This window comes from Methylobacterium hispanicum (assembly GCF_022179285.1).
Classification (GTDB): domain Bacteria; phylum Pseudomonadota; class Alphaproteobacteria; order Rhizobiales; family Beijerinckiaceae; genus Methylobacterium; species Methylobacterium hispanicum.
The window spans coordinates 62,999-83,648 of the sequence record NZ_BPQO01000025.1 but is presented as its reverse complement, the minus strand read 5'-3'; the positions used below and the strand labels follow the sequence as shown (position 1 = coordinate 83,648).

The window sequence follows — 20,650 nt, the reverse complement described above, 5'->3', positions numbered from 1 at the left end:
GTCCGACCGTTAAGGCTTGGTTTCCTTCGGGCATTCGGCATCGGTGAAGCGGTCGCGGCCATCGTGCCTGCGCGCGGGCCGGTACGCCCGATCCGGGGGGGGCGGCATGGGCGTGGACGCGCGGGTTTGGCGAGGGCTTTCGGCCGGCGGGCCGCGGCGGCGGCTGATCGGGTCGCTGCTGGCCGGCCTCGTGCTCGGGCTCGGCGGCGTCACGGTGGCGGTGGGCGTCGGCCACGCCTCCGACAGCCAGAACCCCTTCGCTTTCTTGGAAGCGCTCTTCCGCGGCCCCCCTGCCCGGCCCGAGCCGGCGCCGCGGCAGGCCGCCCGCTACGTCGCCCTGCCCGACGCCGGGGCGCCGCCCCGTCGCCGCCTGATCCCGGCGACCCGCCCCGGCCCCGCTCTGACCACGCACTGGCGCGTGCGTCGCGCGGCGGTCCGCCGCGACGCCGCCCGCAACAGCACCCGCATCCCGCGCGCGGTGGCGGATTCGGCGGCCGGGCGCCGCACCGTCTGCGTGCGGATGTGCGACGGCTACCTCTTCCCCCTCGGCAACCTGCGCGCCCGCGCCGACCTGCCGGCGCACGAGGCCGCCTGCGCGGCGGCCTGCCCGGGGGCGCGCACCAGCCTCTACACCCTGGCGGCGGGCGCGGCCGAACTCGATCAGGCGGTCAGCCTGCAGGGCCAGCCCTACCGCGCCGCGGCGCTCGCGAACGTCTATCGCCAGCGCCGCGTCGCGGATTGCTCCTGCCAGGCGGCCGAAGGGGCCGCGGCGGAGGGGGCGGCGGATGCGCGCGCGATCCTCTCGGTCGCGCGGGACCCGACCCTGCGCGCCGGTGATGCGGTGGCGACCCGCGCGTCGGCCCGCGTGGCGGTGCCGGTTGCCGGCAGCCTCGCCCTCGTCGATTACCGCACCGCCCGGATCTCGGGGGGCGCCCGCCGCCAGATCGAGGGTCGGGTCGGCGCGCTCCAGCGCGAGGCGCGCGAGCGCAGCTTCCGGCAGGTGCTGCGCGCGGCCGAGCGCGAAGCGGTGGTGCGGGTCGCCTCCGCGGGCGGTTTCCTGTTGCCGGAGCGCGCCGCAGGCGGCTTCGTGCCCCTGCGGATCGTGCAGCCCTCGCACTACGGGCGCTGACGACCCCCTCAGCCGGGGGCGCTGACACGCCGCACGCGATGGCGTAGGCGTGGGCCGTTCTCGAGGCGACGAGTGGAGCGGTCGATGGCGGATGGGCCGGATTTCGAGACGGCCCTGCCGGTCGCGGGCCGCTTCGAGACGCTGACGCCCCTGGTGCGCCGGCTCGTGGTGCCTAACGCGTCCCCCTTCACCGCGAGCGGCACCTGCACCTACGTCGTCGGACGCGGCGCTGTGGCGGTGATCGATCCTGGCCCCGAGGATGCGGACCATCTCGACCGCCTGCTCTCGGGGCTCGCGGGCGAGACGGTGGCGCAGATCGTCGTCACGCACACCCACCGCGATCACTCTCCGGGGGCCCGGACGTTGCAGGGCCGAACGGGCGCGCCGGTCGTCGGCTGCGGACCGCACCGGGCCGCGCGGGCGCTGGGAGCCGGCGAGGTGCCGATGCTCGACGCCAGCGCCGACCGCGAGCACCGGCCCGACCGGGAACTCGCCGAGGGCGAGCGGGTCTCCGGGCCCGGCTGGACTCTGGAGGCGGTCGAGACGCCGGGCCACACCATGAACCATCTCGCCTTCGCCCTGGCGGAGGAGAACGCGCTGTTCTCGGGCGACCACGTCATGGCCTGGTCGACGAGCGTGGTCGCGCCGCCGGACGGCTCGATGCGCGCCTACATGGCCTCGCTCGACAAGCTGCGCGCCCGGGACGAGACCGTGTACTGGCCGGGCCATGGCGGGCCGGTGCGCGACCCGCGCCGCTTCGTGCGGGGGCTCGCCAACCACCGGCGCCAGCGCGAGGCGGCGATCCGGGCGCGGATCGCGGCGGGCGACGCGGATATCGCGGCGATCGTCGCGGCGATCTACCAAGGGCTGAACCCGCGCCTGACCGGCGCGGCGATGCTCTCGGTCTTCGCCCACTTGGAGGATCTGGTCGAGCGCGGGCAGGTGCGGAGCGACGGCCCGGCGCGGATCGACGGGCGCTACGGGCCGGCGTGAAGCTTATTTCAAGGCGAGCGCGAGGTTCGAGACCTCGTCCAGATAGGCGCGGATCCGGTCCGCGTTGACGCCGAGGTCGCGCCCCCCGAGGCGCGAGGCCGAGCGGACGTCGATGCGCGCCCCGTCCGCGCGGGGCCGCACCCGCACGGTCACGTCGTCGGGCAGGTTGAGCAGCAGGCCGCGCGAGACCGCCTCGATCCGGCCGTTGCCGACGCGCCCGCCCGGGCGGATCGCCTCCACGATCTGCCAGCGCCGGTTCACCGCCGCCTTGCGGGCCAGCTCGAAAGCTTCGTCGGCATCGACGTCGAGGGTCAGCGGCGCGACCTGCGGGTAGGCGGCGCGCTGGCGCTCGCGCGCCTCCGGGCCTGGCTCGGGCGGGTAGCGTCCGTCCCGCGCCGCGAAGGCCGTGCGCGAGCGCGAGAAGGCCGGCGGGTTCTCGATGTCGGTGCTGATGTCGTTGAGCGCCGGAAGCCGGAGGCCCCGCAGGGCCGCGTAGGCCGGATAGGCCAGCACGAGGCCGGCCAGGAACAGCCCGGCCACCGCCGCGCCCAGCCCCCGCGCGCCCTCCCGCCAGACCCGCACGAAGGCGAAGCCTGCCGTCAGCACGGCGACGAGCGCCACCGCGATCCCGGCCCCGAGCGTGGCGAGCGCCGGACCGGTCTCGGTGCGCGGATCGCGCACCAGGATCAGGGCCAGCGCGGTCACCAGGATCGAGAACAGGGCGAGCCGGCGCGCCAGCGGACCGGCGCGGGTGACGGGCTCCTCGACGATCGGGCGGCGCATGGCTCTCGGACGACCTCGGCGATCCCGGCGGCGCGGCCGCGGGCGGGAGCCCGGTCTTACCGGGGGCCCGGCCCCCGCGCCAGCGCGTGAACGATGGGTTGAAGCGGTCGGCGGATGCTACCCCCGCTTCCCTCTGTTATAGGGTCGAGCCACGATGTCGCGTCCGCAGCCAGAGCCGAATCCGCAACGCCCCGACCTGCTCCGGGTCTGGTTCCGCTTCATCCGCCTCAACCGGCGGGTCACGGCCGCCGTCGCGGCGGAGCTGCGCGGCATCGGACTGTCGATCCCGCAATTCGACGTGCTCTCGACGCTCAGCGAGCGCGAGGGGCTGACCCAGCAGGATCTGGCGGCCCGGCTCTACGTGACGAAGGGCAACGTCTCGGGGCTGATCGACCGCTTGGTCGAGGCCGGGCTCGTGGAGCGCAGGCCGATCCCGGGGGACCGGCGCTCGCACGCCCTGCACCTCACCCCGGCGGGCGCGGACCTCGCCGCCCGGGGCATCGCCGCGCAGGAAGCCTATGTCCGCCGCACGCTCGGGCGCCTCGGCGGGGACGACCTCGCCGCGATCGAGCGGCTGGTGCTTGCGTGGCGGGAACTCGCCCGCGCGGATGCCGAGGCAGGGCGGGGCTGAAAAGCGGACGGCCCCGCTGAGCGAGGCCGGCCGGAAGGGATGCGCGCGACGGGCGTGGGTCAGGCCCGCAGGGGCGCTCCGATACGGGCGCGCAGCTGCGCCCGCAGGTTCTCGTTGGCGCCCGGCTCGGCATCGACCTGCCACATCAGCCGCAGCAGCTGGCTGATCGGGGTGGCGTGGCTCTGGACCGCCTCGCTCACGAGCTGGGCGAGGGACTTCTCGGACACGGACCGGACCTGAACGCCGGCGACCGATTGAGGCATGATACGCGCTCGTCTCGAATGATTCTGAACCGCGGGCGGCGCGATACGCCTTTCGCTCGACCGTGACCAGCCCCCGCAACGGGATTCGGTAGCCGGCACGTCAACGCGGCCGTGCATAAGCCCGCGCAGCATGTGCGGTAGCGCACCGGGTATGGGGGATTGGGGTGCGGTCGCAGCCCGTGGCTCAATCCGGACGACCGTGCCCGCGGGCGAGCGGTGAGGCATCAAACCCGTCGAGGATGTCCTGGGGATCGCGGTAGATGGCGCGGCAGCCCGCTGCGGCCAGATCCGCCTCGGGAAAACCGCCGCAGAGCACGCCGATCGTGCCGATGCCCGCCTTGCCCGCGGCCTCGGCGTCGTAGGGCGTGTCGCCGACGGCCAGGACGCGCGACTTCGGGATGCCGCCGAGGCGCTCCAGCGCCGCCTCGAAGATGTCGGGGTGCGGCTTCGAGCGGTCCGCGTCGTCGGAACTTGTTGCGACGTCGACGAGGTCGGCGATGCCCAGAATCTTCTGGTAGTGCTCCACCTCGTCCCGCTTGCCCGAGGAGCCGAGCGCGATCGTGAGCCCCTCGGCGCGCGCGCGCTCGAACAGGGCGCGCACGCCCGGGAAGGGCTTCACGCGGGTCAGGTAGTCGCGCTTGAACAGGTCGGACCGGTAGGTCTCGATCGCCTCGCCCTCGCGCGCGAGGCGCTCGCGGGGCACGAAGACCGGCATCAGTTCGTCGCCGCCCTTGCCGATCTGGCCGCGCACCACGGCGAAATCGGCGTCGATGCCGAAATGACGGAAGGCCGCGACCCACGCCTCGGCGTGCAGATCGACGCTGTCGAGCAGCGTCCCGTCGATGTCGAAGATAACCGCGCGCGCCATGGCCGGTATCAGCGCGGGAAGATGGGGAGGCGGCGGGCCGGGGGGATCTTCACGGAACGCTCCTTCGCGCGGGCTGCGAGGTCAACGGCCGAGGTTCGGCCGCGTTCCCCGAAACGGCAGGAGCCCGCCCCTCGCGGGACGGGCTCCGGATGGTCCGTGACCGCGGACGCGCTGCGGGTTCAGTGCAGGGCGATCGCGGCCGGCCTCGCCGCCTTCTTGGCCGCGATGCCGGCCGGCACGGCGGATGTCTTCGCGACCGTCTTGGCGACCGTCTTGGCGACCGCCTTCGCCACCGGCTTGGCGGCCTTCGCGGCCGGCTTCGCATCGACCTTGGCGGCCGCGTCGGCGGTCTTGCGGGCGGCGGGCTTCCGGGCCTTGGCCGCGACCGGCGTTGCGGCGATCTCGACGGCGGGTGCGGCAGCCTTCGCGCGGCTCTTCCGGGCGGCCTTCGGCGCTTCGGCCGCGGCGGCGACCGGACGGGTCAGCTCGGCCTCGGCGCGCAGCCAGTGGGCCTCGGCGCGACCGTGGATCCGGCCTTCGCCCTCCCAGATGTAGTAGGCGCGCTCGCGCACATGCTGCTCGGTGATCGTCTCCATGCGGTGCTCTCCTGATCTTCCCCACGGGGACGATGGGAGGGCAGGGTTAAGCGTCGGTTAACGGCTTGTGCGCCGCAGCAGCGCGCCCGGCGCCGGGCTCAGCGCCGCTTCGACAGACGGCGCGCGTTCGCCCGAACCTTGCGGCGGTAGCCCGCCACGACGCCCGCGGCGGTGCCCCCGGAGGCCACGAGTAGGGCCGCCTCCCCCGCCGCCACCATCTTCTCGGTGACCATGCGCTGGGCCTCGACCTGCGCCGCCGAGCCGCCGAGCGACAGCATGGCGAGGCGCAGGCCGATCACCTGCTGCGACTCGAAGGCCAGCATCGTGGCGTCCATGCCGAGCTTCCACCAGGGAGCGAACATGCCTGTCTCCGTGCGCGCGTCCTCGCGCGGGCGCTGTCGTCAAGCTCGCGGGAACCGGGGCGGTTCCCGCGAGGGCTCGGCTCACCAGTCGAAGCTGCGGCCCTTCGCGGCGGAGCCGCCGAGGCTGATCTTCGGGGTCTCCTTCTTCTGCCCGCCGAGGCTGATCTTCTTCTGTCCGGGCTTGTTGCCGGGCTCCGGGACGGCGGCGGGCTTGGGCGGCGGCAGGTGCGCCTGCCCGTGGATCACCGAGCCGATCTCGCCCGCGACGCGGACCAGATCCTCGCGCTCGCAGGCCCGGGCGACCTTCAGGCCGAGCTGATGCATGTGGCTCTTGCCGTACAGGTAGGTCGCGAGCTGCGCCCGCTTCAGCGGCGGGATCGCCTCGAGAAGTTCCGGCAGGTCGTACGCGTCGGCCCGGTAGATCGCGCCGAGCGTCTCCATGGGGACCGGACAGGCGACGTCGGGCTCGGCGGCGCTGGTCGGATGCGATTGCGTCACGGGATCTCCTCCGGTGCGTGGGGTGGGCGGGCTGCGGGATCGGGCGCGAGGGCGGCGAGCGCCCCGGTCGCGCCGGATTCCGCGGGGCTTGGTGCGGTAGCCGGCTCCGGCTCCGCGAGAACCGGGGCGGGCGGCATCGGCTTCATGCAGCCGGTGCAGACCGAGGCGATCACGACGCGGGCGCGCGCGTTGGCGCGCTCCCAGACCGCCTCGCGCGCCGCCCGGGCCCGGCGGATCGCCTCCGCGTCCGCCAGGGCACCGGGACCGGCGCCGTCGTCGCGGCCGGTGCCGCCCGCCCCGGTCTGTGCCGGGCGGGCCTCCGGCGGCCGGATGCGCAGGTAGAGCGGCGCGGGCTCCTCGGCCATCGCGGGCGACGCGGAAGCCAGGAGCGCGCCCGCGAGCATCGCCGGGGCGAGCCCGGGGAGCGGGGCGCGGCGCGGACGGATCGTCATCCCTCGGCGGTTCTCCTGGTCGGTTGCGCGCGGGTTCGGCACCGGATCGAGCATCGCGGTTAATTGCGGCCTAACGATTGCCGGCCTGGCCTTCACGATCCGTTAACCCTGTCGGGCCGAGCCTCGCGGTTATCGGCCATCGGCGGAGAACGGTTCCATGCTCACCGTGACAATCCCCATGACTGGGTCCCTGACGGCGATCCCGCCGGCCCTCGGGCTCGCCGCGGCCGGCGCGGCGCTGGCCTGCCTCGCGCTGCACGCGGCGTGCCGCGCGGTCCTGCGGCCGCAGCCCGCGCGGGTGCGGCGCTGACGGCATCCGCACGGCGGATGGTGGCGGGCGGAGGCTCGCTCAGGCCTCCGCCGCCTCCAGAGCGTGCGGCTGATCCTCACCCCACGCCCCGAGTGTGAGGGTCCGGCCGCGCTCCAGGGCTCCCTCCTGCGCCGTCCCGTCCGGGATCCGGTCCGGGTGGCCGCCCCCGATCGCCGCCAGCGCGGCGCGGGTGTCCGGGTCGGAGAGTGCCCGGTCGAGGGCGGCGCGGTCGAGGCAGGTGAGGCGTCCGGCCCGGTGGACGGCGTAGATCCGCCCGCTCGCGCGCTCGGCGAAGCGGATCGCGCGCATCCGCCGGGCGCAGGCGCGCAGGAAGCCGGTATTGTGCTCCGGCGCGAGCAGGCCGGCGTCGGGATAGACGGAACCGGGCGCGCGCGCCTCGACGTCGATCCGCCGGTAGCGCTCCACCGCCAGCATGCCCGATAGGTCGAGCACCGTCAGCTCGCCGTTGGTGCCGAAGGCGACGGTGTGCGGAGGCTCGCCCAGCTTCACGCTGTTGTCGAGGAACTCGTAGTGGACCTCCTTGTCGGCGCTGAGCGCCCAGGTGAAGAACAGCTCCGGCATGCCGGAGAAGGCCTCGATGTTGTGGGCGAGCAGGTCGTCCACGGCCTTGAACCGCCCGAACTGCAGGCCCCGGAGCCAGGCCCGCTCCACCGTCGCCTCGGGCGGCGTGATCATGAACAGCATGAAGACCCGGTGCCCGAACCGGGTGAGGAGCTGGCTGCCGTCCTGGGTTCCCGAGACAGCGTTGAAGCTGTCGAAGCGGAAGCGGTCGATCAGGAGGTGCGACATGCGCCCCTCCCGAGCCTTGCGGGCCATGTAGCGGTCGAGCTTGGCGTCCACGATCTCGACCTCGTGCCCCGTGAGCGTGCCCGCGTAGCCGTGGGCCGGGCCGATGCTGTCGTAGTCGAGCAGGAACTTGCGCCAGATGTCCGGCGTGATCACCGCGAAGTCTGACCAGGGGATGTCGAGCCGGGCGGCGAGCGCGCGCTGCAGGGGACGCATCGTGCTCTTGCCCGAGGCGGAGGCGCCCTTCACGTTCATCACGATGGGCTGCGCCTGCGCCCGCACCACCGTGTGGCCCGCCCGCGCCACGGACTCGGCGAACCAGGGCTCGATCAACCGCCCGATCCGGCGGCTGCCCTCCCGGTTGAGGGCGAGCGTTGTGGCGAGGCGCACGATCAGGGCGCGATCCCCGATCAGGCCGCCGCGATGGCGGATCAGGCTGCGCACCACCCGGGCGAGGCCGGCCTGCGCGGCGCCCTCTGCGGGATCTTGGCCGGCGCGGGCCTCCCAGTCGGAGAGATGCGCCTCGGCCCGCGCCTCCGGCGGCTCCGCGATCGGGCGGGCCGGCGCGGGGGCGGGCTTCGGCGCGAGTCCCAGGAGCGCCCGCCAGCCGCGCGGCGGTTCCGGGGGCGGCGCGGAGGCGGGCGGGGTGAGCATCGCGTCGAGCTCGGCGGCGATGCGGGCCGAGAGATCAGCGCGGGCCGCCGCGTGGCAGGCCCGGATCTCCGCCATCCGGGGGGCAATCACGTCCGCGTGGATCGCCGCGACGATCGCCCGGAAGTTGACGCCGAGATCGCCGTAGGTCTCGCCCATCGGCACCGAGAGGTCGGCCATCACCCGGATCAGCAGCTCGTGCACGACGAGCCGCTCGGGGCGGAACGCCACCACCTCGGTCGGCGCGAGGCCCGAGAAGGCGGCCACCTCCTGCGCCTCGGCGAGGGGCGTCGCCACGTTCTCCGGGCGGAACACGGTGGCCAGCGGCAGGAAGGCCCGCGGCAGGGTCGATTCGATGCCCGGGTTCCAGGGGCCCCGTCCCGTCGCGCTTCCGGCGCCCGCGCTCACGCTCAGGCCGCCGCGGGGGTCTCCCGGAACAGGGCGGTGCAGCCCGCGTCCCGGTGCATGCTCAGGATCGAGGCCCGGTCGATCTCCGGATGGGCCTCCAAGACCCTGCGCACGCAGCCGACCACCTTCTCGTACTGGCCGGCATCGTAGTTCCGCTCCAGCGGGCTCACCGCGATGTAGGTTTCGACCACGAGCACCCGCTCCGCCCGGTCGCGCGTGACCTCGACGGCGATCCACGAGGATTTGATCAGGCGGCTGCTGGCAAGCATGGAGGTCGCTCCCGTTCTCACTGAGGGCGCAGGGCGGCGCGCTGGCCGGGAGGATGGCGCGGCCATCGCAACTTGCCAAGTGCTTGTGGAGTGCTCGTCGAGTGCTTGCCGAATGTTTGCGTGCGAAGTTGGCGAAGCGAAAAGCCTATTTTGCGGCGCGAGAACTTGAGGCCTCGACCGTCTTCGCAGATGCAGCAATATCGGATTCGGCCGTTGCAGGGTTCCCGGGCGCTTGAGGCGGCGGCCGTGTCGGCATATTCTATGCCACCGAGAGCCGTCTCCCGCCGTCCACCGAGGCGGCGGGCGGGTGGTTTGACATCTGGAATCTGGTATTCCAACGTGGGCTGACAAAATCGAGCGCCTGTCGCCCGCCGAACCCTGGACAGCCTGGGACCGGCTTCGGGCGGCGAATCGGACAGCGGCGCCGCGCATGGGGAAGAGACGATGAGCAAGGCTCTGGACGGCATCAAGGTTCTGGATTTCACGCACGTCCAGTCCGGCCCCACCTGTACGCAGCTCCTGGCATGGTTCGGCGCCGACGTGATCAAGGTCGAGCGCCCGGGCGTGGGCGACGCGACGCGCGGGCAGCTCCAAGACATCCCGGACGTGGACAGCCTCTATTTCACGATGCTGAACCACAACAAGCGCTCGATCACGCTCGATTCCAAGAACCCCAAGGGCAAGGAGGTGCTCTGGCGCCTCATCAAGGAATGCGACGTCCTCGTCGAGAACTTCGCCCCCGGCGCTCTCGCCCGCATGGGCCTGACCTGGGAGAAGATCCACGAGGCCAACCCGCGCATGATCCTGGCCTCCGTGAAGGGCTTCGGCCCCGGGCGCTACGAAGATTGCAAGGTCTACGAGAACGTCGCCCAGTGCGCGGGCGGCGCCGCCTCGACCACGGGCTTTCGCGACGGCATCCCGATGGTGACGGGCGCGCAGATCGGCGATTCCGGCACCGGCCTGCACCTCGCCCTCGGCATCGTCACGGCGCTCTTCCACCGCACCCATAGCGGCCTCGGCCAGCGGGTCGATTGCGCCATGCAGGACAGCGTGCTCAACCTCTGCCGGGTGAAGCTGCGCGACCAGCAGCGCCTCGCCCACGGCCCCCTCCGGGAGTACAGCCAGTTCGGCGAGGGCGTGCCCTTCGGCGACGCGACGCCGCGCGCGGGCAACGATTCCGGCGGCGGCCAGCCCGGCCGCATCCTCAAGTGCAAGGGCTGGGAGCACGATCCCAACGCCTACATCTACTTCATCACGCAGGGCCCGGTCTGGGAGCCGATCTGCGACATCATCGGCGAGCCCGGCTGGAAGACCGACCCGGACTACGCCACGCCCAAGGCGCGCCTGCCGCATCTCAACGAGATCTTCACGCGCATCGAAGCCTGGACGATGAAGCACGACAAGTTCGAGGCGATGGACATCCTCAACAAGTACGACATCCCCTGCGGCCCGATCCTGTCGATGAAGGAGATCGCCGAGGACGAGGCCCTGCACAAGACCGGCACCATCGTGGAGGTCGATCACCCGACCCGCGGCAAGTACCTGACCGTCGGAAACCCGATCAAGCTCTCGGCGAGCCCCGCCGAAGTGACGCGCTCCCCGCTTCTCGGCGAGCACACCGACGAGATCCTGCGCACCGTGCTCGGCTATTCGGAGGCCGAGATCGCCGAGATCGAGCATTCCGGCGCGGTCGGCGCGGTGCAGAAGATCGCCGCCGAGTAGCGATCACCCGCCGCGGCGTCCTCACCGAGGCCGCGGCCACGACGACGATCGGTCCCCGAACGCGGGCGCAGGTTCCCTGCGCCCGCTTCGCCGTCCGTCCCCTCCGGCGCGCCGAGGGGGCACCCGAGGATCATCACCCAAGGATCGTTCATGCGTGTCGCCTTCATCGGTCAGCAGGATTTCGGCAAGGCGGTGCTCGAGGCCTTCCTCGACCGCGGCGACACGGTGGCGGGCGTGTTCTGCGCGCCCGAGAAGGCCGGTGCGAAGCCCGACGTCCTGCGGACCGCTGCCGAAGAGCGCGGGCTGCCGGTCTTCCAGTTCCCAAGCCTGAAGAGCGCCGAGGCGGCGGAGGCGATGCGCGGGCTCGACGCCGATATCGGCGTGATGGCCTACGTGCTGCAGTTCGCGCCGCAGGACTTCGTCAACATCCCGAAGCACGGCACGATCCAGTACCATCCCTCGCTGCTGCCGCGGTATCGCGGGCCCTCCTCGATCAACTGGCCGATCGCCCGCGGCGACACCGAGACCGGGCTCACGATCTTCCGCCCGACCGACGGCCTCGACGAGGGGCCGGTGATCCTGCAGAAGACCTGCGCGATCGGGCCCGACGACACGCTCGGCGACGTCTACTTCAAGCAGCTCTTCCCCCAGGGCGTCGCCGCGATGCTGGAGGCCGCCGACCTCGTGGTGGCGGGCGAGCACGTCGAGATCGCCCAGGACGAGGATGCGGCGAGCTACGAGGGTTGGTTCCGCACGCGCGAGTCGGCGATCAGCTGGGCGAGCCACGCGGAGCACGTCTACGCGCTCATCCGCGCCTCGAACCCGGCGCCCGGCGCCTGGACGACGCTCGCGGGCAAGACTCTGCAGGTCTTCGACGCCAAGCTGCACCCGATCCGCCGCTTCGGCGACGTGCGGGGCAAGCTCGGCGAGGTGGTGGCAGTCGGCGAGGACTCGTTCCGCGTCGCCGCGCAGGGTGGCCAGATCGAGGTGTTCCGGGTGAAGCCGGAGGGCGGCCGGAAGGTCTCGGCGGGCGAGTTCGCGCGCGAGGGCGGGTTGAGCGTGGGCACGATCCTCGGCGGATAGTGTTTCGCCTTGAACGCAACGCCTTCCCGTATTGAGCGCCCCCTCTCCCCGCCCGGCGGGGAGAGGCCTGTCTGCACCTCGTTGTGCAGACAGGAAGCGGAGGCGCAGCCGCAGCGGCGGTGAGGGGGGATCACCGGATGAGGCTTCTCCGTCGAAGCCCCCTCACCCCCGCCAGCCGGCTCGCTCCATGCCCCGACAAGGGGGCATGAAGCCCTCTCCCCGCACGGCGGGGAGAGGGGATCCACGGGTGTCGCCGTGATCATCCGGAATTAGGAAGCGCCGCAAAACGGGCGGCGGTTCGGGCCGGAGCGCTCCCCGCCCATCCCGGGCGGAGAGCGCTGCGTGGTCTCGCGCCTACTCCGCCGGCTGGGCGGCCAGTACCGGCTGGCGGCGCATCAGGGCGAGGTAGATCACGAAGCCGAGCGCGCAGCCGATGAACCACGTGAAGTTCGCCAGCACCCCGAGGCTCGGGACCAGCACGCAGAGCGCCGGCACCAGGGCGGAGGGGATCAGCGCCGTCACGGCGGCCCGGTTGTAGCCGTTCTCGTACCAGTAGCTGCCGGCCGGGCTCATCGTGTAGAGGTCGTCCAGCACGATCCTCTCCTTCTTCACGAGGTAGAAGTCGGCGATCAGGATGCCGAACAGCGGCCCGATGAAGGCACCCAGGATATCGAGCGTGTAGTGGATCACCGCCGGGTTGTTGTAGAGGTTCCACGGCGTGATGAAGATCGAGCCGACCGCCGCGATCATCCCGCCCATCCGCCACGAGATCCGCTTCGGCGCGACGTTCGAGAAGTCGAAGGCCGGCGAGACGAAGTTCGCCACGATGTTGATGCCGATCGTCGCCACCATGAAGGTGAAGGCGCCGAGCACCACCGCGAAGGTGCTGTCGATGCGGCTCACCGTCTCGACCGGATCGGTGATCAGGTGGCCGAAGACCGGCACGGTGGCGGACGCCGTGATGACGGTCAGCAGCGAGAAGCCCAGGAAGTTGACCGGCAGGCCCCAGAAGTTGCCCCGCTTCACCGCCGCGAAGCTCGAACCGTAGCGCGAGAAGTCGCCGAAGTTCAGCATCGGGCCGGAGAAGTAGGACACCACCAGCGCGATGGCGTTGAGCATCACCGGCAGCGCCGCCCAGCCCGTGTACTTCACCTCGCCCAGCGTCAGGCCGACATTGCCGAGCCCGGCCTTCGCCACGAGGTAGCCCGCCAGCGCGATCATCACGACGTAGACGGCCGGTCCCGCCCAGTCGATGAACACGCGGATCGCGTCCATGCCGCGCCAGAACACCAGCGCCTGCACGACCCAGAGGAACATGAACGAGGCCCAGCCGAGCGCCGACAGGCCGGCGAAACCGTACTGCTTCAGGTCGGCGTAGGGAGCGAGTTCGGGGTAGAAGCGCAGGGCCACCACCATGAAGGCGGCCGAGGCGAGATAGGTCTGGATACCGTACCACGCCACCGCGATCAGGCCGCGGATGATCGCCGGGATGTTGGCGCCCTTCACCCCGAAGGAGGCGCGGCAGATCACCGGGTAGGGCGTGCCCGAGACCTGGCTGGGCTTGGCCACGAGGTTGCAGAAGACCTGCACGATCACGATGCCGACGATGAGAGCGATCAGCACCTGCCAGCTCACCAGGCCGAGCGAGAACAGGCTGCCGGCGGTGACGTAGCCGCCGACGCTGTGCACGTCCGACATCCAGAAGGCGAAGATGTTGTAGGTGCCCCAGGTCTGCTTCCTGAGCGGCGCCAGATCCTCGTTGACGAGGTTCGGGTCGTAGCTCGGTTTCATGATGATCGCGTCGTGCGTCCCGTGTGCGCCGGACACCTCCGGCACTGCGGCGCCGGGCGGCGCGAGCTCGTTTGCGTGAATCGACATCTGCCACCTCCCAGTGGTCCGGCCTCGTCCGATCGCTCTTTGGCCGGTGGACGGCGTCGCAATCGTTGTGCCGGTTTTTAACGATCGGTAAGATCCATTAAACGATCGGTCCGTGCAAGGGCCTTTCGGACGGGTTTTCCGGGCCGGGCCGTGCGACGATGCGGGCGGTCCGGGGATCGGGAAGCGACGGAGCGGCCAGTGCGTTCGAGGTCGGTGAAGGACGAGCAGGTGCGGATCCGCGGCACGTCGCGCGGCGGGCGGCGCCCGCCCCCGGCCGCGAATGTCGAGGACAAGATCCTCGACGCGGCCGAGCTCGTATTCGGCAATTACGGGCTGCGCGGCGCGACCACGGCGCTGATTGCCGAGGGTGCGGGCGTGTCCAAGCCGCACCTGTACTACTATTTCGACAACAAGGAGGATCTGTACCGCGCGCTCCTGGAGCGGGCGATGAACCGGTGGGCGGCCGATATCGACGCGCTCGACGCCACGGGCGACCTGCGCACGGTGCTCAGGGACTATATCCACCGCAAGGTCGATTTCTCCCGGGACCACCCCTCCCTGTCGAAGATCTATGCCACCGAAATCATCAGCGGTGCCCCGCATATCGGCAGCTTCATCGAGCGGGTCTCGACGCAGCAGCTGCTCGCCAAGGTGGCGATGGTCGAGGAATGGGCAGCCGCCGGCAAGGTCCGGCCGATCAGCCCGGCGGACCTGTTCTTCTGCATCTGGGCCATGACCCAGGCCTACGCCGACTTCTCGGACCAGATGGCCCTGATGAAGCGAAAGGACCGCCTGGAGCAGGCCGACTACGACGCCGCCAAGGCGACGATCGTGCAGCTCGTCTTCGGCGGGCTCGGGCTGACGGAGGCCTGACCGGCGGTGACGTGCAGCCCCGGATCGCGGGCGCCTCAGCGCGCCTCGACCAGGGCCGGATAGACCATCCGGACGGTGCGCCGCGCCTGCGGGATCTCGGCCGCCGCACCCGTGCGGGTCACCGCATTGGGCAAGCCGCCCGGCACGGGCGCGCTCGACTGGGACGGGCGCAGGCGCCAGATCTCGGCGCCGATCTCCACCCGCTGCCGCGCCTGCCCCAGCGTGCCGTCGGCGGCGTGGATCGGAAACGTCGTCGCGCCCGCCGCCAGCGCGGCCAGCAGGACGAGACGGGCACGCTCTCTCAAAAGTCGGGATTTCATCGGGACGCATCCGCGTGAGCGCCCTACTTCAGCCCGACGCCGGTGAAGGTCCCTCTGAACGGGCCGACACTGCACAGACTTCCCAACATCTCCCGCGAGTCAGGGTAAACAGGCGCATGGCGAGCAAGGTCGAGGGCAAGGGCGAGGGTCGGGGCGCCACCCCGGAGCGCGTGCCGATGGGCGAGGTCGTCGACACCGACATCGCGGGCCGCCTCGACCGGCTGCCCTGGGGCCGCTTCCACGTCCTCGTCATCGTGGCGCTCGGCATCACCTGGGTGCTGGACGGGCTGGAGGTGACGCTGGCCGGCGCGCTGGTCGGCGCGCTGCGCAACCCGCCGATGTCCTTCAGCGAGTTCGACGTGGGGCTCGCCGCGAGTTCCTACCTCGTCGGCGCCGTGACGGGGGCTGTGGGCTTCGGCTGGCTCACCGACCGGATCGGGCGCAAGAAGCTGTTCTTCATCACGCTGGCCCTCTACCTCGTCGCCACGGCGGCGACCGGCCTGTCCTGGGACATCTACAGCTTCTGCGTCTTCCGCTTCCTCACGGGCGCGGGGATCGGGGGCGAGTACACGGCGATCAACTCGACCATCCAGGAACTCGTGCCGGCGAAAGCGCGCGGCTGGACCAACCTCGTCATCAACGGCTCGTTCTGGATCGGCGCGGCGCTGGGCTCCTTCATGTCGATCGTGCTGCTCAGGCCCGAGGTGATCGACCCGGCCTGGGGCTGGCGCGTCGCCTTCTTCACCGGCGGGGCGATCGGCCTCGTGATCCTGTTCCTGCGCCGCTGGATCCCCGAGAGCCCGCGCTGGCTCGTCACCCACGGCTACGCGGCGGAGGCCGACCGGGTGGTCAGCGGCATCGAGAAGCGCTTCACGGATGCGGGCGTCCCCCTGCCGCCGCCCGATCCGAAGAAGCACACGCGGCTGCGCACCCGCCACCACACCCCGCTCTCCGAGGTGGCCCACGCGATGTTCGTGACGAGCCGCAAGCAGACGCTGGTGGGCCTCTGCCTGATGATCGGACAGGCCTTCTTCTACAACGCCCTGTTCTTCACCTACGCGCTGGTGCTGGAGCGCTTCTACGGGGTGCCGGGCGGGCATGTCGGCTGGTACCTGCTGCCCTTCGCGCTCGGCTCCTTCCTGGGGCCCGTCCTGCTCGGGCGCTTCTTCGACACGGTCGGGCGCCGCCCGATGATCGCTTTCACGTACGGCATCTCGGCCGTGCTGCTGGCGATCGCCGGCTACCTCTTCAAGATCGAGCTCCTGGGGCCCGTCGGCCAGACTGCGGCCTGGATGGTGGTGTTCTTCTTCGCCTCCGCGGCTGCGAGCTCCGCCTACCTGACGGTGGCCGAGACCTTTCCGCTGGAGATCCGCGCGCTCGCGATCGCGGCCTTCTACGCGCTGGGCACGGGCATCGGCGGCGTTTCGGGGCCGCTCCTGTTCGGCACGCTGGTCGAGACCGGCTCGCGCGACGCGGTCTTCGGCGGCTACCTGCTGGGCGCCGCCCTGATGCTGGTGGCCTCTGTGGTCGGCGGGGTCTGGGGCACGGCCGCGGAGGGCCGCTCGCTGGAGGACGTCTCGAAGCCGCTCGCCGCCGCCTGAGGACCCGGGAATCCCGGGGCCCGAGGCCCCACGGGGGGGCGGGGCGGAGCCCCGGGCCTCAGGGCCGTCCCTTCTCCCGCGGTGCCTTGGCGGCCTCGCCCTTGCGCGGCGCGGCGGGGCCGAGCGCGCCGGCCGTCACCCACTGGCAGACGCCCGTGCTCTGCAATCCGAGGCAATCGTAGGCCTGGCCCTCGAGGGCGACATGGTCGCTGATGCCGGTGACGCTCTCGGGCGCGATCGCGCCGCAGCCGAGATGGTCGGCCTTCGGGTCGGCGATGAGGGCGGCGGCGCCGGCCGCATCTCCGGTCTGGCGCATCAGCAGGCGGTAGTTCGCGAGCGAGGCGCAGCCGATCACCGGCGGGGACCTCTTTGCGGGGGCCGGCTCGGCGAGCGCCGGACCGGCGAGGCAGAGGAGGAGCGGGAGGGCGGCGCGCATGGCGCTACCTACCACGCGCGGGCGCTGTCGGGAGCTACCCCCGCGGGTCGACGGCGGCCGCGAGCGCGGCGGCCGACGTCGCAGCCGGCTTGGCGGCCGGCTTGGCGGCCGCGCGGTCGGCGGCCTCGATCGCCTTCCAGCGGTTCGGCTGGGCGACGAGCCCCCGCAGCGAGGCGAGGCTGGCCTCGGCCTCAGCGGGGGGCAAGTCCTGGCGCAGCAGCGCCTCGGCCTCGGGGAAGCGGCCCTTGAGGCCGAGAACCAGGGCGAGGTTCGCCCGCACCCGCGCGTCGGCCGCAGGGTTCGCGGCGGCCCGGCGCGAGACCGTCTCGGCCTGATCGAGCCGGCGGGCCAGCGCGTAGGACAGGCCGAGATTGGATAGGATCGAGGGCTCCTCCGGGCGGATCTTCAGCGCCGCCTCGTAGAAGCCCTGGGCGCGGGCGTGGTCGCCGAGCTGGTCGGCGGCGCTGCCCTGCGCCGAGAGGATGCGCCAGTCCGGCTGGGAGGGCGTGTGGGCGTTCTGCAGGACCTCCTGCGCCTCCTGGAAGCGCCCGACCTCGACCAGCACCTTGCCGTAGGCGCCGAGCACGGCCTGGTTGCGTGGGTTGCGCAGGGCCGCCTGCTGCAGCACCGCGGCGGCCTGGGTCCGCTGGTCGGTGGCGCGCAGGGCCTGGGCGTAGCGCATCGCGCCGCCGAGATCGTTCGGGTTCTCGCGGTAGCGGGCGCCCAGCGCCTCGACCTCGGCGCGCTCGAGGGGCGCGCGCGCGGCGGCCCGACCGATCGAACCGGTCGTCTCGGGCGCGCGAGTCTGGCAGGCGCCGAGCGCGAGCGCGACGAGCGCAGCTGCCGAGAGGCGCAGGGCCGTGTTCATGGTCCGCTCCGGAAACGCCGAGGGGCGCCAAGAACTTCACGGCCCCGCCGGCCCGGAGTAGAGCGTTAACCCTAACCGGCGGTTAAGCGGCGCCGCCTCCGAGGGCTGCAGGGACGATCGAGCGCATGGGCGAGACGCAGGACCTTTCGCGAGACCTCACGCACGACATCGTGCCCGGCCTTCTGCCGGCCGGCACCCCGGGCGTTCCGGTGACCCTCGTCTCCGCCGCGGACTGGGCCGCGGTCGAGGCCGGGCTGGAGCCGGCGCAGCGGGCCTTCGCGGCAGCCACGGGCTTCGCTCCGAAGGCGGGACGCCTCGCCCTGCTGCCCGATGCCGAGGGTGGCCTCGGCCGCGTCCTGTTCGGCCTCGGCGACCCGGAGGCGCCGGCCCAGGACCGGCTGCTCGCCGGCAAGCTGCCCGGACTTCTCCCGCCCGGTACCTACAGGTTGGAGGGCGCCTCCGCCCCGCACGAGGCGGCGCTCGCTTGGCTGATGGGATCCTACGGCTTCCGCCGCTACCGGTCCGGCGGGACCGAGACGCCGCGCCTCGCGGCGCCCGAGGACGTCGATGCCGACGAGATCGGCCGCATCGCCGCGGCGGTCTCGCGCGGGCGCGACCTCGTCAACACGCCGGCCAACGACCTCGGCCCCGTCGAGATCGAGGCCGCGGTGCGGGCGCTGGCCGAGCGGCACGGAGCGCGGGTCGGCGTCACCGCGGGTGCGGACCTCGCCCGGGAGTTCCCGCTGGTCCACGCGGTCGGAGCCGGCTCGCCTCGCGCGCCCAGGCTGATCGACCTGACCTGGGGCTCCGAGACGGCGCCGCGCGTCACGCTCGTCGGCAAGGGGGTCGCCTTCGACACCGGCGGCCTCGACATCAAGCCCTCGGCCGCGATGCTGCTGATGAAGAAGGACATGGGGGGCGCGGCGGCCGCCATCGCCGCCGCCGACATGGTGATGGGCTCAGGGCTCCCCGTGCGGCTGCGCCTCATCGTGCCGGCGGTCGAGAACGCGGTCTCGGGCGAGGCCTTCCGGCCGGGCGACGTGCTGCGCAGCCGTGCGGGGCTCACCGTCGAGATCGGCAACACCGACGCGGAGGGGCGGCTGATCCTCGCCGACGCCCTGGCGCTCGCCGACGCGGAGGAGCCCGACCTCCTCATCGACTTCGCGACGCTGACGGGCGCCGCCCGCGTCGCACTGGGCCCCGACCTGCCGGCCCTTTTCACCGAGGACGACGCGCTCGCCGACGCGATCGCGGCGGCGGGGCGCGCGGCGATCGACCCGGTCTGGCGCCTGCCGCTGCACCCGCCCTACGCGAGCCTGCTCGACTCGAAGGTGGCCGACCTCAACAACGTCTCGGGCGGCCCCTTCGCGGGGGCGATCACCGCGGCGCTCTTCCTGCGCCGCTTCGCCCCTCGCGCGCGGGCGCACGCCCATCTCGACCTCTACGGCTGGAACCCCTCGACCAAGCCGGGTCGGCCGGAGGGCGGCGAGGTCCAGACCGCGCGGCTGGTCTACGCCCTGCTGAAGGGGCGCTACCCCGGGGCGTAGGGCACGTCGTCTCCCTCCCCCCCTCTGTCGGGGAGGGAGAGCCGCGCGCGGTTCAGCGCCCCAGCGGCAACCCCGTCTCCACCAGCCGGGCCCAGAGCGAGGCCCCGAGGGGCGCCGCCGCGTCGTTGAAATCGTAGTGCGGGTGGTGGAGGGGCGCGCTGTCGCCGTTGCCGAGGAACAGGTAGGCGCCCGGCCGCCGCTCCAGCATGTACGAAAAATCCTCCGCCGCCATCATCGGGGCGACGTCGCGCGCGACCCGGTCCTCGCCGACGAGCTCGGCGGCGACGTCGGCCACGAAGGCGGCTTCCGCCGGGTCGTTCTCGGTGACGGGATAGCTCGACCCGAAATCGACGCTGCCCGCGGCCCCGAACGCGCCGGCGACGCCCTCGGTCAGGGCGACGATGCGGTCCTTGATCAGCGCCCGCACCTCGGAGGACAGCGCCCGCACGGTGCCGCGCAGGGTCACGCTCTGCGGCAGGACGTTGAAGGCCTCGCCGGCTTCGAGCGCGCAGACCGAGACCACGGCCGATTGCAGCGGATCGACGTTGCGGGCGACGATCGATTGGAGCGCCAGCACCACGTGGCTCGCCACCACCACGCTGTCGACGGCCGCGTGCGGGAGCGCGGCATGCCCGCCCCTTCCCTCGATCGTCGCGGTGAAGCGGTCGGTCGAGGCCATGATCGGGCCGGGTCGGATCGCGAAGCGGCCGAGCGCCAGCCCCGGGATGTTGTGCATGCCGTAGACCGCCGCGATGCCGAAGCGCTCCATCAGCCCGTCCTCGACCATCGCCTCGCCGCCGCCCCCGCCCTCCTCGGCGGGCTGGAAGATCAGGACCGCCCGCCCGTCGAAATCGCGGGTCTCGGCGAGGTAGCGGGCGGCGCCGAGCAGCATCGCGGTGTGCCCGTCATGCCCGCAGGCGTGCATCCGGCCCGGCACGGTGGAGCGGTAGGCGAGGTCGCGCACCTCGTGGATCGGCAGGGCGTCCATGTCGGCGCGCAGGCCGATCGCCCGGTCCGAGCGCCCGCCCCGGCCCTGGATCACCCCGACGACGCCGGTGCGGCCGATGCCGGTGACGACCGCGTCGCAGCCAAAGGCCCTGAGCTTGTCCGCCACGAAGCCGGCCGTGCGCTCCACGTCGTAGAGCAGCTCGGGATGGGCGTGCAGGTCGTGCCGCCACGCGGTGATGGCGTCGGAGAAGGCCTGGATGCGGTCTAGGGCGGGCATGGATGCGCTCGGGGCCGCTTGCGCTGCGGGCGGGTCGGATCCAGCAAACAGGGGGCCAACCGGGGCGTCAACCGGGA

The 20,650-nt window shown here is 72.4% G+C and carries 23 protein-coding genes; 9 read left to right on the top strand and 14 right to left on the bottom strand.

All coding sequences use genetic code 11. The features are described 5' to 3' along the window. The first annotated feature begins 112 nt into the window (after window positions 1-112). Both MFF56_RS23905 and MFF56_RS23900 read left to right on the top strand, forming a co-directional pair. Window positions 113-1,129, top strand: coding sequence for a DUF2865 domain-containing protein (locus MFF56_RS23905; RefSeq protein ID WP_197430722.1), 1,017 nt, complete (start codon window positions 113-115; stop codon window positions 1,127-1,129). An 84-nt stretch (window positions 1,130-1,213) separates the two neighbouring features. Continuing rightward, a complete protein-coding gene (locus MFF56_RS23900) occupies window positions 1,214-2,122 on the top strand; it encodes an MBL fold metallo-hydrolase (RefSeq protein ID WP_066926463.1) in 909 nt (302 codons plus the stop codon). A 3-nt stretch (window positions 2,123-2,125) separates the two neighbouring features. On the opposite strand, the gene MFF56_RS23895 is transcribed toward MFF56_RS23900, so the two are convergent. Continuing rightward, a complete protein-coding gene (locus tag MFF56_RS23895) occupies window positions 2,126-2,905 on the bottom strand; it encodes a DUF1499 domain-containing protein (RefSeq protein WP_066926461.1) in 780 nt (259 codons plus the stop codon). Between the two features lie 154 nt (window positions 2,906-3,059). On the opposite strand from MFF56_RS23895, the gene MFF56_RS23890 reads away from it, so the two are divergent. Further along, complete coding sequence (locus MFF56_RS23890) at window positions 3,060-3,536, top strand: MarR family winged helix-turn-helix transcriptional regulator (protein ID WP_066926459.1); 477 nt, start codon at window positions 3,060-3,062, stop codon at window positions 3,534-3,536. 59 nt (window positions 3,537-3,595) lie between these two features. Here the strand turns inward: MFF56_RS23890 and MFF56_RS23885 are convergent, their stop codons facing one another. From MFF56_RS23885 to MFF56_RS23860, 6 genes are all read right to left on the bottom strand, one after another. Continuing rightward, complete coding sequence (locus MFF56_RS23885; RefSeq protein ID WP_066926457.1) at window positions 3,596-3,799, bottom strand: hypothetical protein; 204 nt, start codon at window positions 3,797-3,799, stop codon at window positions 3,596-3,598. Window positions 3,800-3,983: 184 nt separating this feature from the next. Continuing rightward, window positions 3,984-4,667: an HAD family hydrolase gene (locus MFF56_RS23880; protein WP_066926455.1), complete on the bottom strand. Its 684-nt coding sequence runs from the start codon at window positions 4,665-4,667 to the stop codon at window positions 3,984-3,986. A gap of 179 nt (window positions 4,668-4,846) precedes the next feature. After that, a complete protein-coding gene (locus MFF56_RS23875; protein WP_066926452.1) occupies window positions 4,847-5,263 on the bottom strand; it encodes a DUF2934 domain-containing protein in 417 nt (138 codons plus the stop codon). 98 nt (window positions 5,264-5,361) lie between these two features. Next, window positions 5,362-5,625, bottom strand: a complete 264-nt coding sequence (locus tag MFF56_RS23870; protein WP_238231421.1) for a hypothetical protein — start codon at window positions 5,623-5,625, stop codon at window positions 5,362-5,364. Between the two features lie 81 nt (window positions 5,626-5,706). Further along, window positions 5,707-6,123, bottom strand: a complete 417-nt coding sequence (locus tag MFF56_RS23865; protein ID WP_238231419.1) for a hypothetical protein — start codon at window positions 6,121-6,123, stop codon at window positions 5,707-5,709. Continuing rightward, window positions 6,120-6,575: a hypothetical protein gene (locus MFF56_RS23860; RefSeq protein WP_238231418.1), complete on the bottom strand. Its 456-nt coding sequence runs from the start codon at window positions 6,573-6,575 to the stop codon at window positions 6,120-6,122. The genes MFF56_RS23865 and MFF56_RS23860 overlap by 4 nt, the downstream gene beginning before the upstream one ends. A gap of 157 nt (window positions 6,576-6,732) precedes the next feature. On the opposite strand from MFF56_RS23860, the gene MFF56_RS23855 reads away from it, so the two are divergent. Continuing rightward, the gene (locus MFF56_RS23855) at window positions 6,733-6,885 is read left to right on the top strand and encodes a hypothetical protein (protein WP_156453669.1); all 153 of its coding nucleotides are present in this window, start codon (window positions 6,733-6,735) and stop codon (window positions 6,883-6,885) included. A 39-nt stretch (window positions 6,886-6,924) separates the two neighbouring features. On the opposite strand, the gene MFF56_RS23850 is transcribed toward MFF56_RS23855, so the two are convergent. After that, a complete protein-coding gene (locus MFF56_RS23850) occupies window positions 6,925-8,751 on the bottom strand; it encodes a DEAD/DEAH box helicase family protein (protein WP_238231417.1) in 1,827 nt (608 codons plus the stop codon). Window positions 8,752-8,753: 2 nt separating this feature from the next. Further along, window positions 8,754-9,020, bottom strand: coding sequence for a hypothetical protein (locus tag MFF56_RS23845; protein ID WP_066918672.1), 267 nt, complete (start codon window positions 9,018-9,020; stop codon window positions 8,754-8,756). 444 nt (window positions 9,021-9,464) lie between these two features. Here MFF56_RS23845 and frc point away from each other — a divergent pair, with 444 nt between their 5' ends. Then, complete coding sequence (gene frc, locus MFF56_RS23840; protein WP_066918670.1) at window positions 9,465-10,742, top strand: formyl-CoA transferase; 1,278 nt, start codon at window positions 9,465-9,467, stop codon at window positions 10,740-10,742. A gap of 150 nt (window positions 10,743-10,892) precedes the next feature. Further along, window positions 10,893-11,825, top strand: a complete 933-nt coding sequence (locus MFF56_RS23835) for a methionyl-tRNA formyltransferase (RefSeq protein WP_066918668.1) — start codon at window positions 10,893-10,895, stop codon at window positions 11,823-11,825. 354 nt (window positions 11,826-12,179) lie between these two features. On the opposite strand, the gene MFF56_RS23830 is transcribed toward MFF56_RS23835, so the two are convergent. After that, the gene (locus MFF56_RS23830; protein WP_082772828.1) at window positions 12,180-13,703 is read right to left on the bottom strand and encodes an NCS1 family nucleobase:cation symporter-1; all 1,524 of its coding nucleotides are present in this window, start codon (window positions 13,701-13,703) and stop codon (window positions 12,180-12,182) included. A gap of 198 nt (window positions 13,704-13,901) precedes the next feature. On the opposite strand from MFF56_RS23830, the gene MFF56_RS23825 reads away from it, so the two are divergent. Beyond that, window positions 13,902-14,576: a TetR/AcrR family transcriptional regulator gene (locus MFF56_RS23825; protein ID WP_156453490.1), complete on the top strand. Its 675-nt coding sequence runs from the start codon at window positions 13,902-13,904 to the stop codon at window positions 14,574-14,576. A gap of 35 nt (window positions 14,577-14,611) precedes the next feature. On the opposite strand, the gene MFF56_RS23820 is transcribed toward MFF56_RS23825, so the two are convergent. Beyond that, window positions 14,612-14,896, bottom strand: a complete 285-nt coding sequence (locus tag MFF56_RS23820) for a hypothetical protein (RefSeq protein ID WP_156453489.1) — start codon at window positions 14,894-14,896, stop codon at window positions 14,612-14,614. Between the two features lie 116 nt (window positions 14,897-15,012). Here MFF56_RS23820 and MFF56_RS23815 point away from each other — a divergent pair, with 116 nt between their 5' ends. Beyond that, on the top strand, window positions 15,013-16,497 hold the full coding sequence (locus tag MFF56_RS23815) for an MFS transporter (protein WP_066918662.1): 1,485 nt from the start codon (window positions 15,013-15,015) through the stop codon (window positions 16,495-16,497). A 58-nt stretch (window positions 16,498-16,555) separates the two neighbouring features. Here MFF56_RS23815 and MFF56_RS23810 read toward each other — a convergent pair whose 3' ends face one another. After that, window positions 16,556-16,933, bottom strand: coding sequence for a hypothetical protein (locus MFF56_RS23810; RefSeq protein WP_238231415.1), 378 nt, complete (start codon window positions 16,931-16,933; stop codon window positions 16,556-16,558). Window positions 16,934-16,967: 34 nt separating this feature from the next. Further along, the gene (locus tag MFF56_RS23805; RefSeq protein WP_066918517.1) at window positions 16,968-17,801 is read right to left on the bottom strand and encodes a tetratricopeptide repeat protein; all 834 of its coding nucleotides are present in this window, start codon (window positions 17,799-17,801) and stop codon (window positions 16,968-16,970) included. A gap of 125 nt (window positions 17,802-17,926) precedes the next feature. Between MFF56_RS23805 and MFF56_RS23800 the strand changes: the two genes are divergently transcribed. Then, window positions 17,927-19,348 carry a leucyl aminopeptidase family protein gene (locus MFF56_RS23800; protein WP_082772820.1) on the top strand — a complete coding sequence of 474 codons (1,422 nt, stop codon included), beginning with the start codon at window positions 17,927-17,929 and terminating at the stop codon, window positions 19,346-19,348. Window positions 19,349-19,400: 52 nt separating this feature from the next. On the opposite strand, the gene MFF56_RS23795 is transcribed toward MFF56_RS23800, so the two are convergent. Continuing rightward, the gene (locus tag MFF56_RS23795) at window positions 19,401-20,573 is read right to left on the bottom strand and encodes a M20 aminoacylase family protein (RefSeq protein ID WP_066918515.1); all 1,173 of its coding nucleotides are present in this window, start codon (window positions 20,571-20,573) and stop codon (window positions 19,401-19,403) included. Between the last annotated feature and the right edge of the window lie 77 nt (window positions 20,574-20,650).

Coding starts and splice junctions, on each gene's coding strand:
- MFF56_RS23900 (WP_066926463.1), top strand. CDS start 1,214: ATGGCGGATGGGCCGGATTTCGAGACGGCCCTGCCGGTCGCGGGCCGC.
- MFF56_RS23895 (WP_066926461.1), bottom strand. CDS start 2,905: ATGCGCCGCCCGATCGTCGAGGAGCCCGTCACCCGCGCCGGTCCGCTG.
- MFF56_RS23890 (WP_066926459.1), top strand. CDS start 3,060: ATGTCGCGTCCGCAGCCAGAGCCGAATCCGCAACGCCCCGACCTGCTC.
- MFF56_RS23885 (WP_066926457.1), bottom strand. CDS start 3,799: ATGCCTCAATCGGTCGCCGGCGTTCAGGTCCGGTCCGTGTCCGAGAAG.
- MFF56_RS23880 (WP_066926455.1), bottom strand. CDS start 4,667: ATGGCGCGCGCGGTTATCTTCGACATCGACGGGACGCTGCTCGACAGC.
- MFF56_RS23875 (WP_066926452.1), bottom strand. CDS start 5,263: ATGGAGACGATCACCGAGCAGCATGTGCGCGAGCGCGCCTACTACATC.
- MFF56_RS23870 (WP_238231421.1), bottom strand. CDS start 5,625: ATGTTCGCTCCCTGGTGGAAGCTCGGCATGGACGCCACGATGCTGGCC.
- MFF56_RS23860 (WP_238231418.1), bottom strand. CDS start 6,575: ATGACGATCCGTCCGCGCCGCGCCCCGCTCCCCGGGCTCGCCCCGGCG.
- MFF56_RS23855 (WP_156453669.1), top strand. CDS start 6,733: ATGCTCACCGTGACAATCCCCATGACTGGGTCCCTGACGGCGATCCCG.
- MFF56_RS23845 (WP_066918672.1), bottom strand. CDS start 9,020: ATGCTTGCCAGCAGCCGCCTGATCAAATCCTCGTGGATCGCCGTCGAG.
- frc (WP_066918670.1), top strand. CDS start 9,465: ATGAGCAAGGCTCTGGACGGCATCAAGGTTCTGGATTTCACGCACGTC.
- MFF56_RS23835 (WP_066918668.1), top strand. CDS start 10,893: ATGCGTGTCGCCTTCATCGGTCAGCAGGATTTCGGCAAGGCGGTGCTC.
- MFF56_RS23830 (WP_082772828.1), bottom strand. CDS start 13,703: ATGTCGATTCACGCAAACGAGCTCGCGCCGCCCGGCGCCGCAGTGCCG.
- MFF56_RS23820 (WP_156453489.1), bottom strand. CDS start 14,896: ATGAAATCCCGACTTTTGAGAGAGCGTGCCCGTCTCGTCCTGCTGGCC.
- MFF56_RS23815 (WP_066918662.1), top strand. CDS start 15,013: ATGGCGAGCAAGGTCGAGGGCAAGGGCGAGGGTCGGGGCGCCACCCCG.
- MFF56_RS23810 (WP_238231415.1), bottom strand. CDS start 16,933: ATGCGCGCCGCCCTCCCGCTCCTCCTCTGCCTCGCCGGTCCGGCGCTC.
- MFF56_RS23805 (WP_066918517.1), bottom strand. CDS start 17,801: ATGAACACGGCCCTGCGCCTCTCGGCAGCTGCGCTCGTCGCGCTCGCG.
- MFF56_RS23800 (WP_082772820.1), top strand. CDS start 17,927: ATGGGCGAGACGCAGGACCTTTCGCGAGACCTCACGCACGACATCGTG.
- MFF56_RS23795 (WP_066918515.1), bottom strand. CDS start 20,573: ATGCCCGCCCTAGACCGCATCCAGGCCTTCTCCGACGCCATCACCGCG.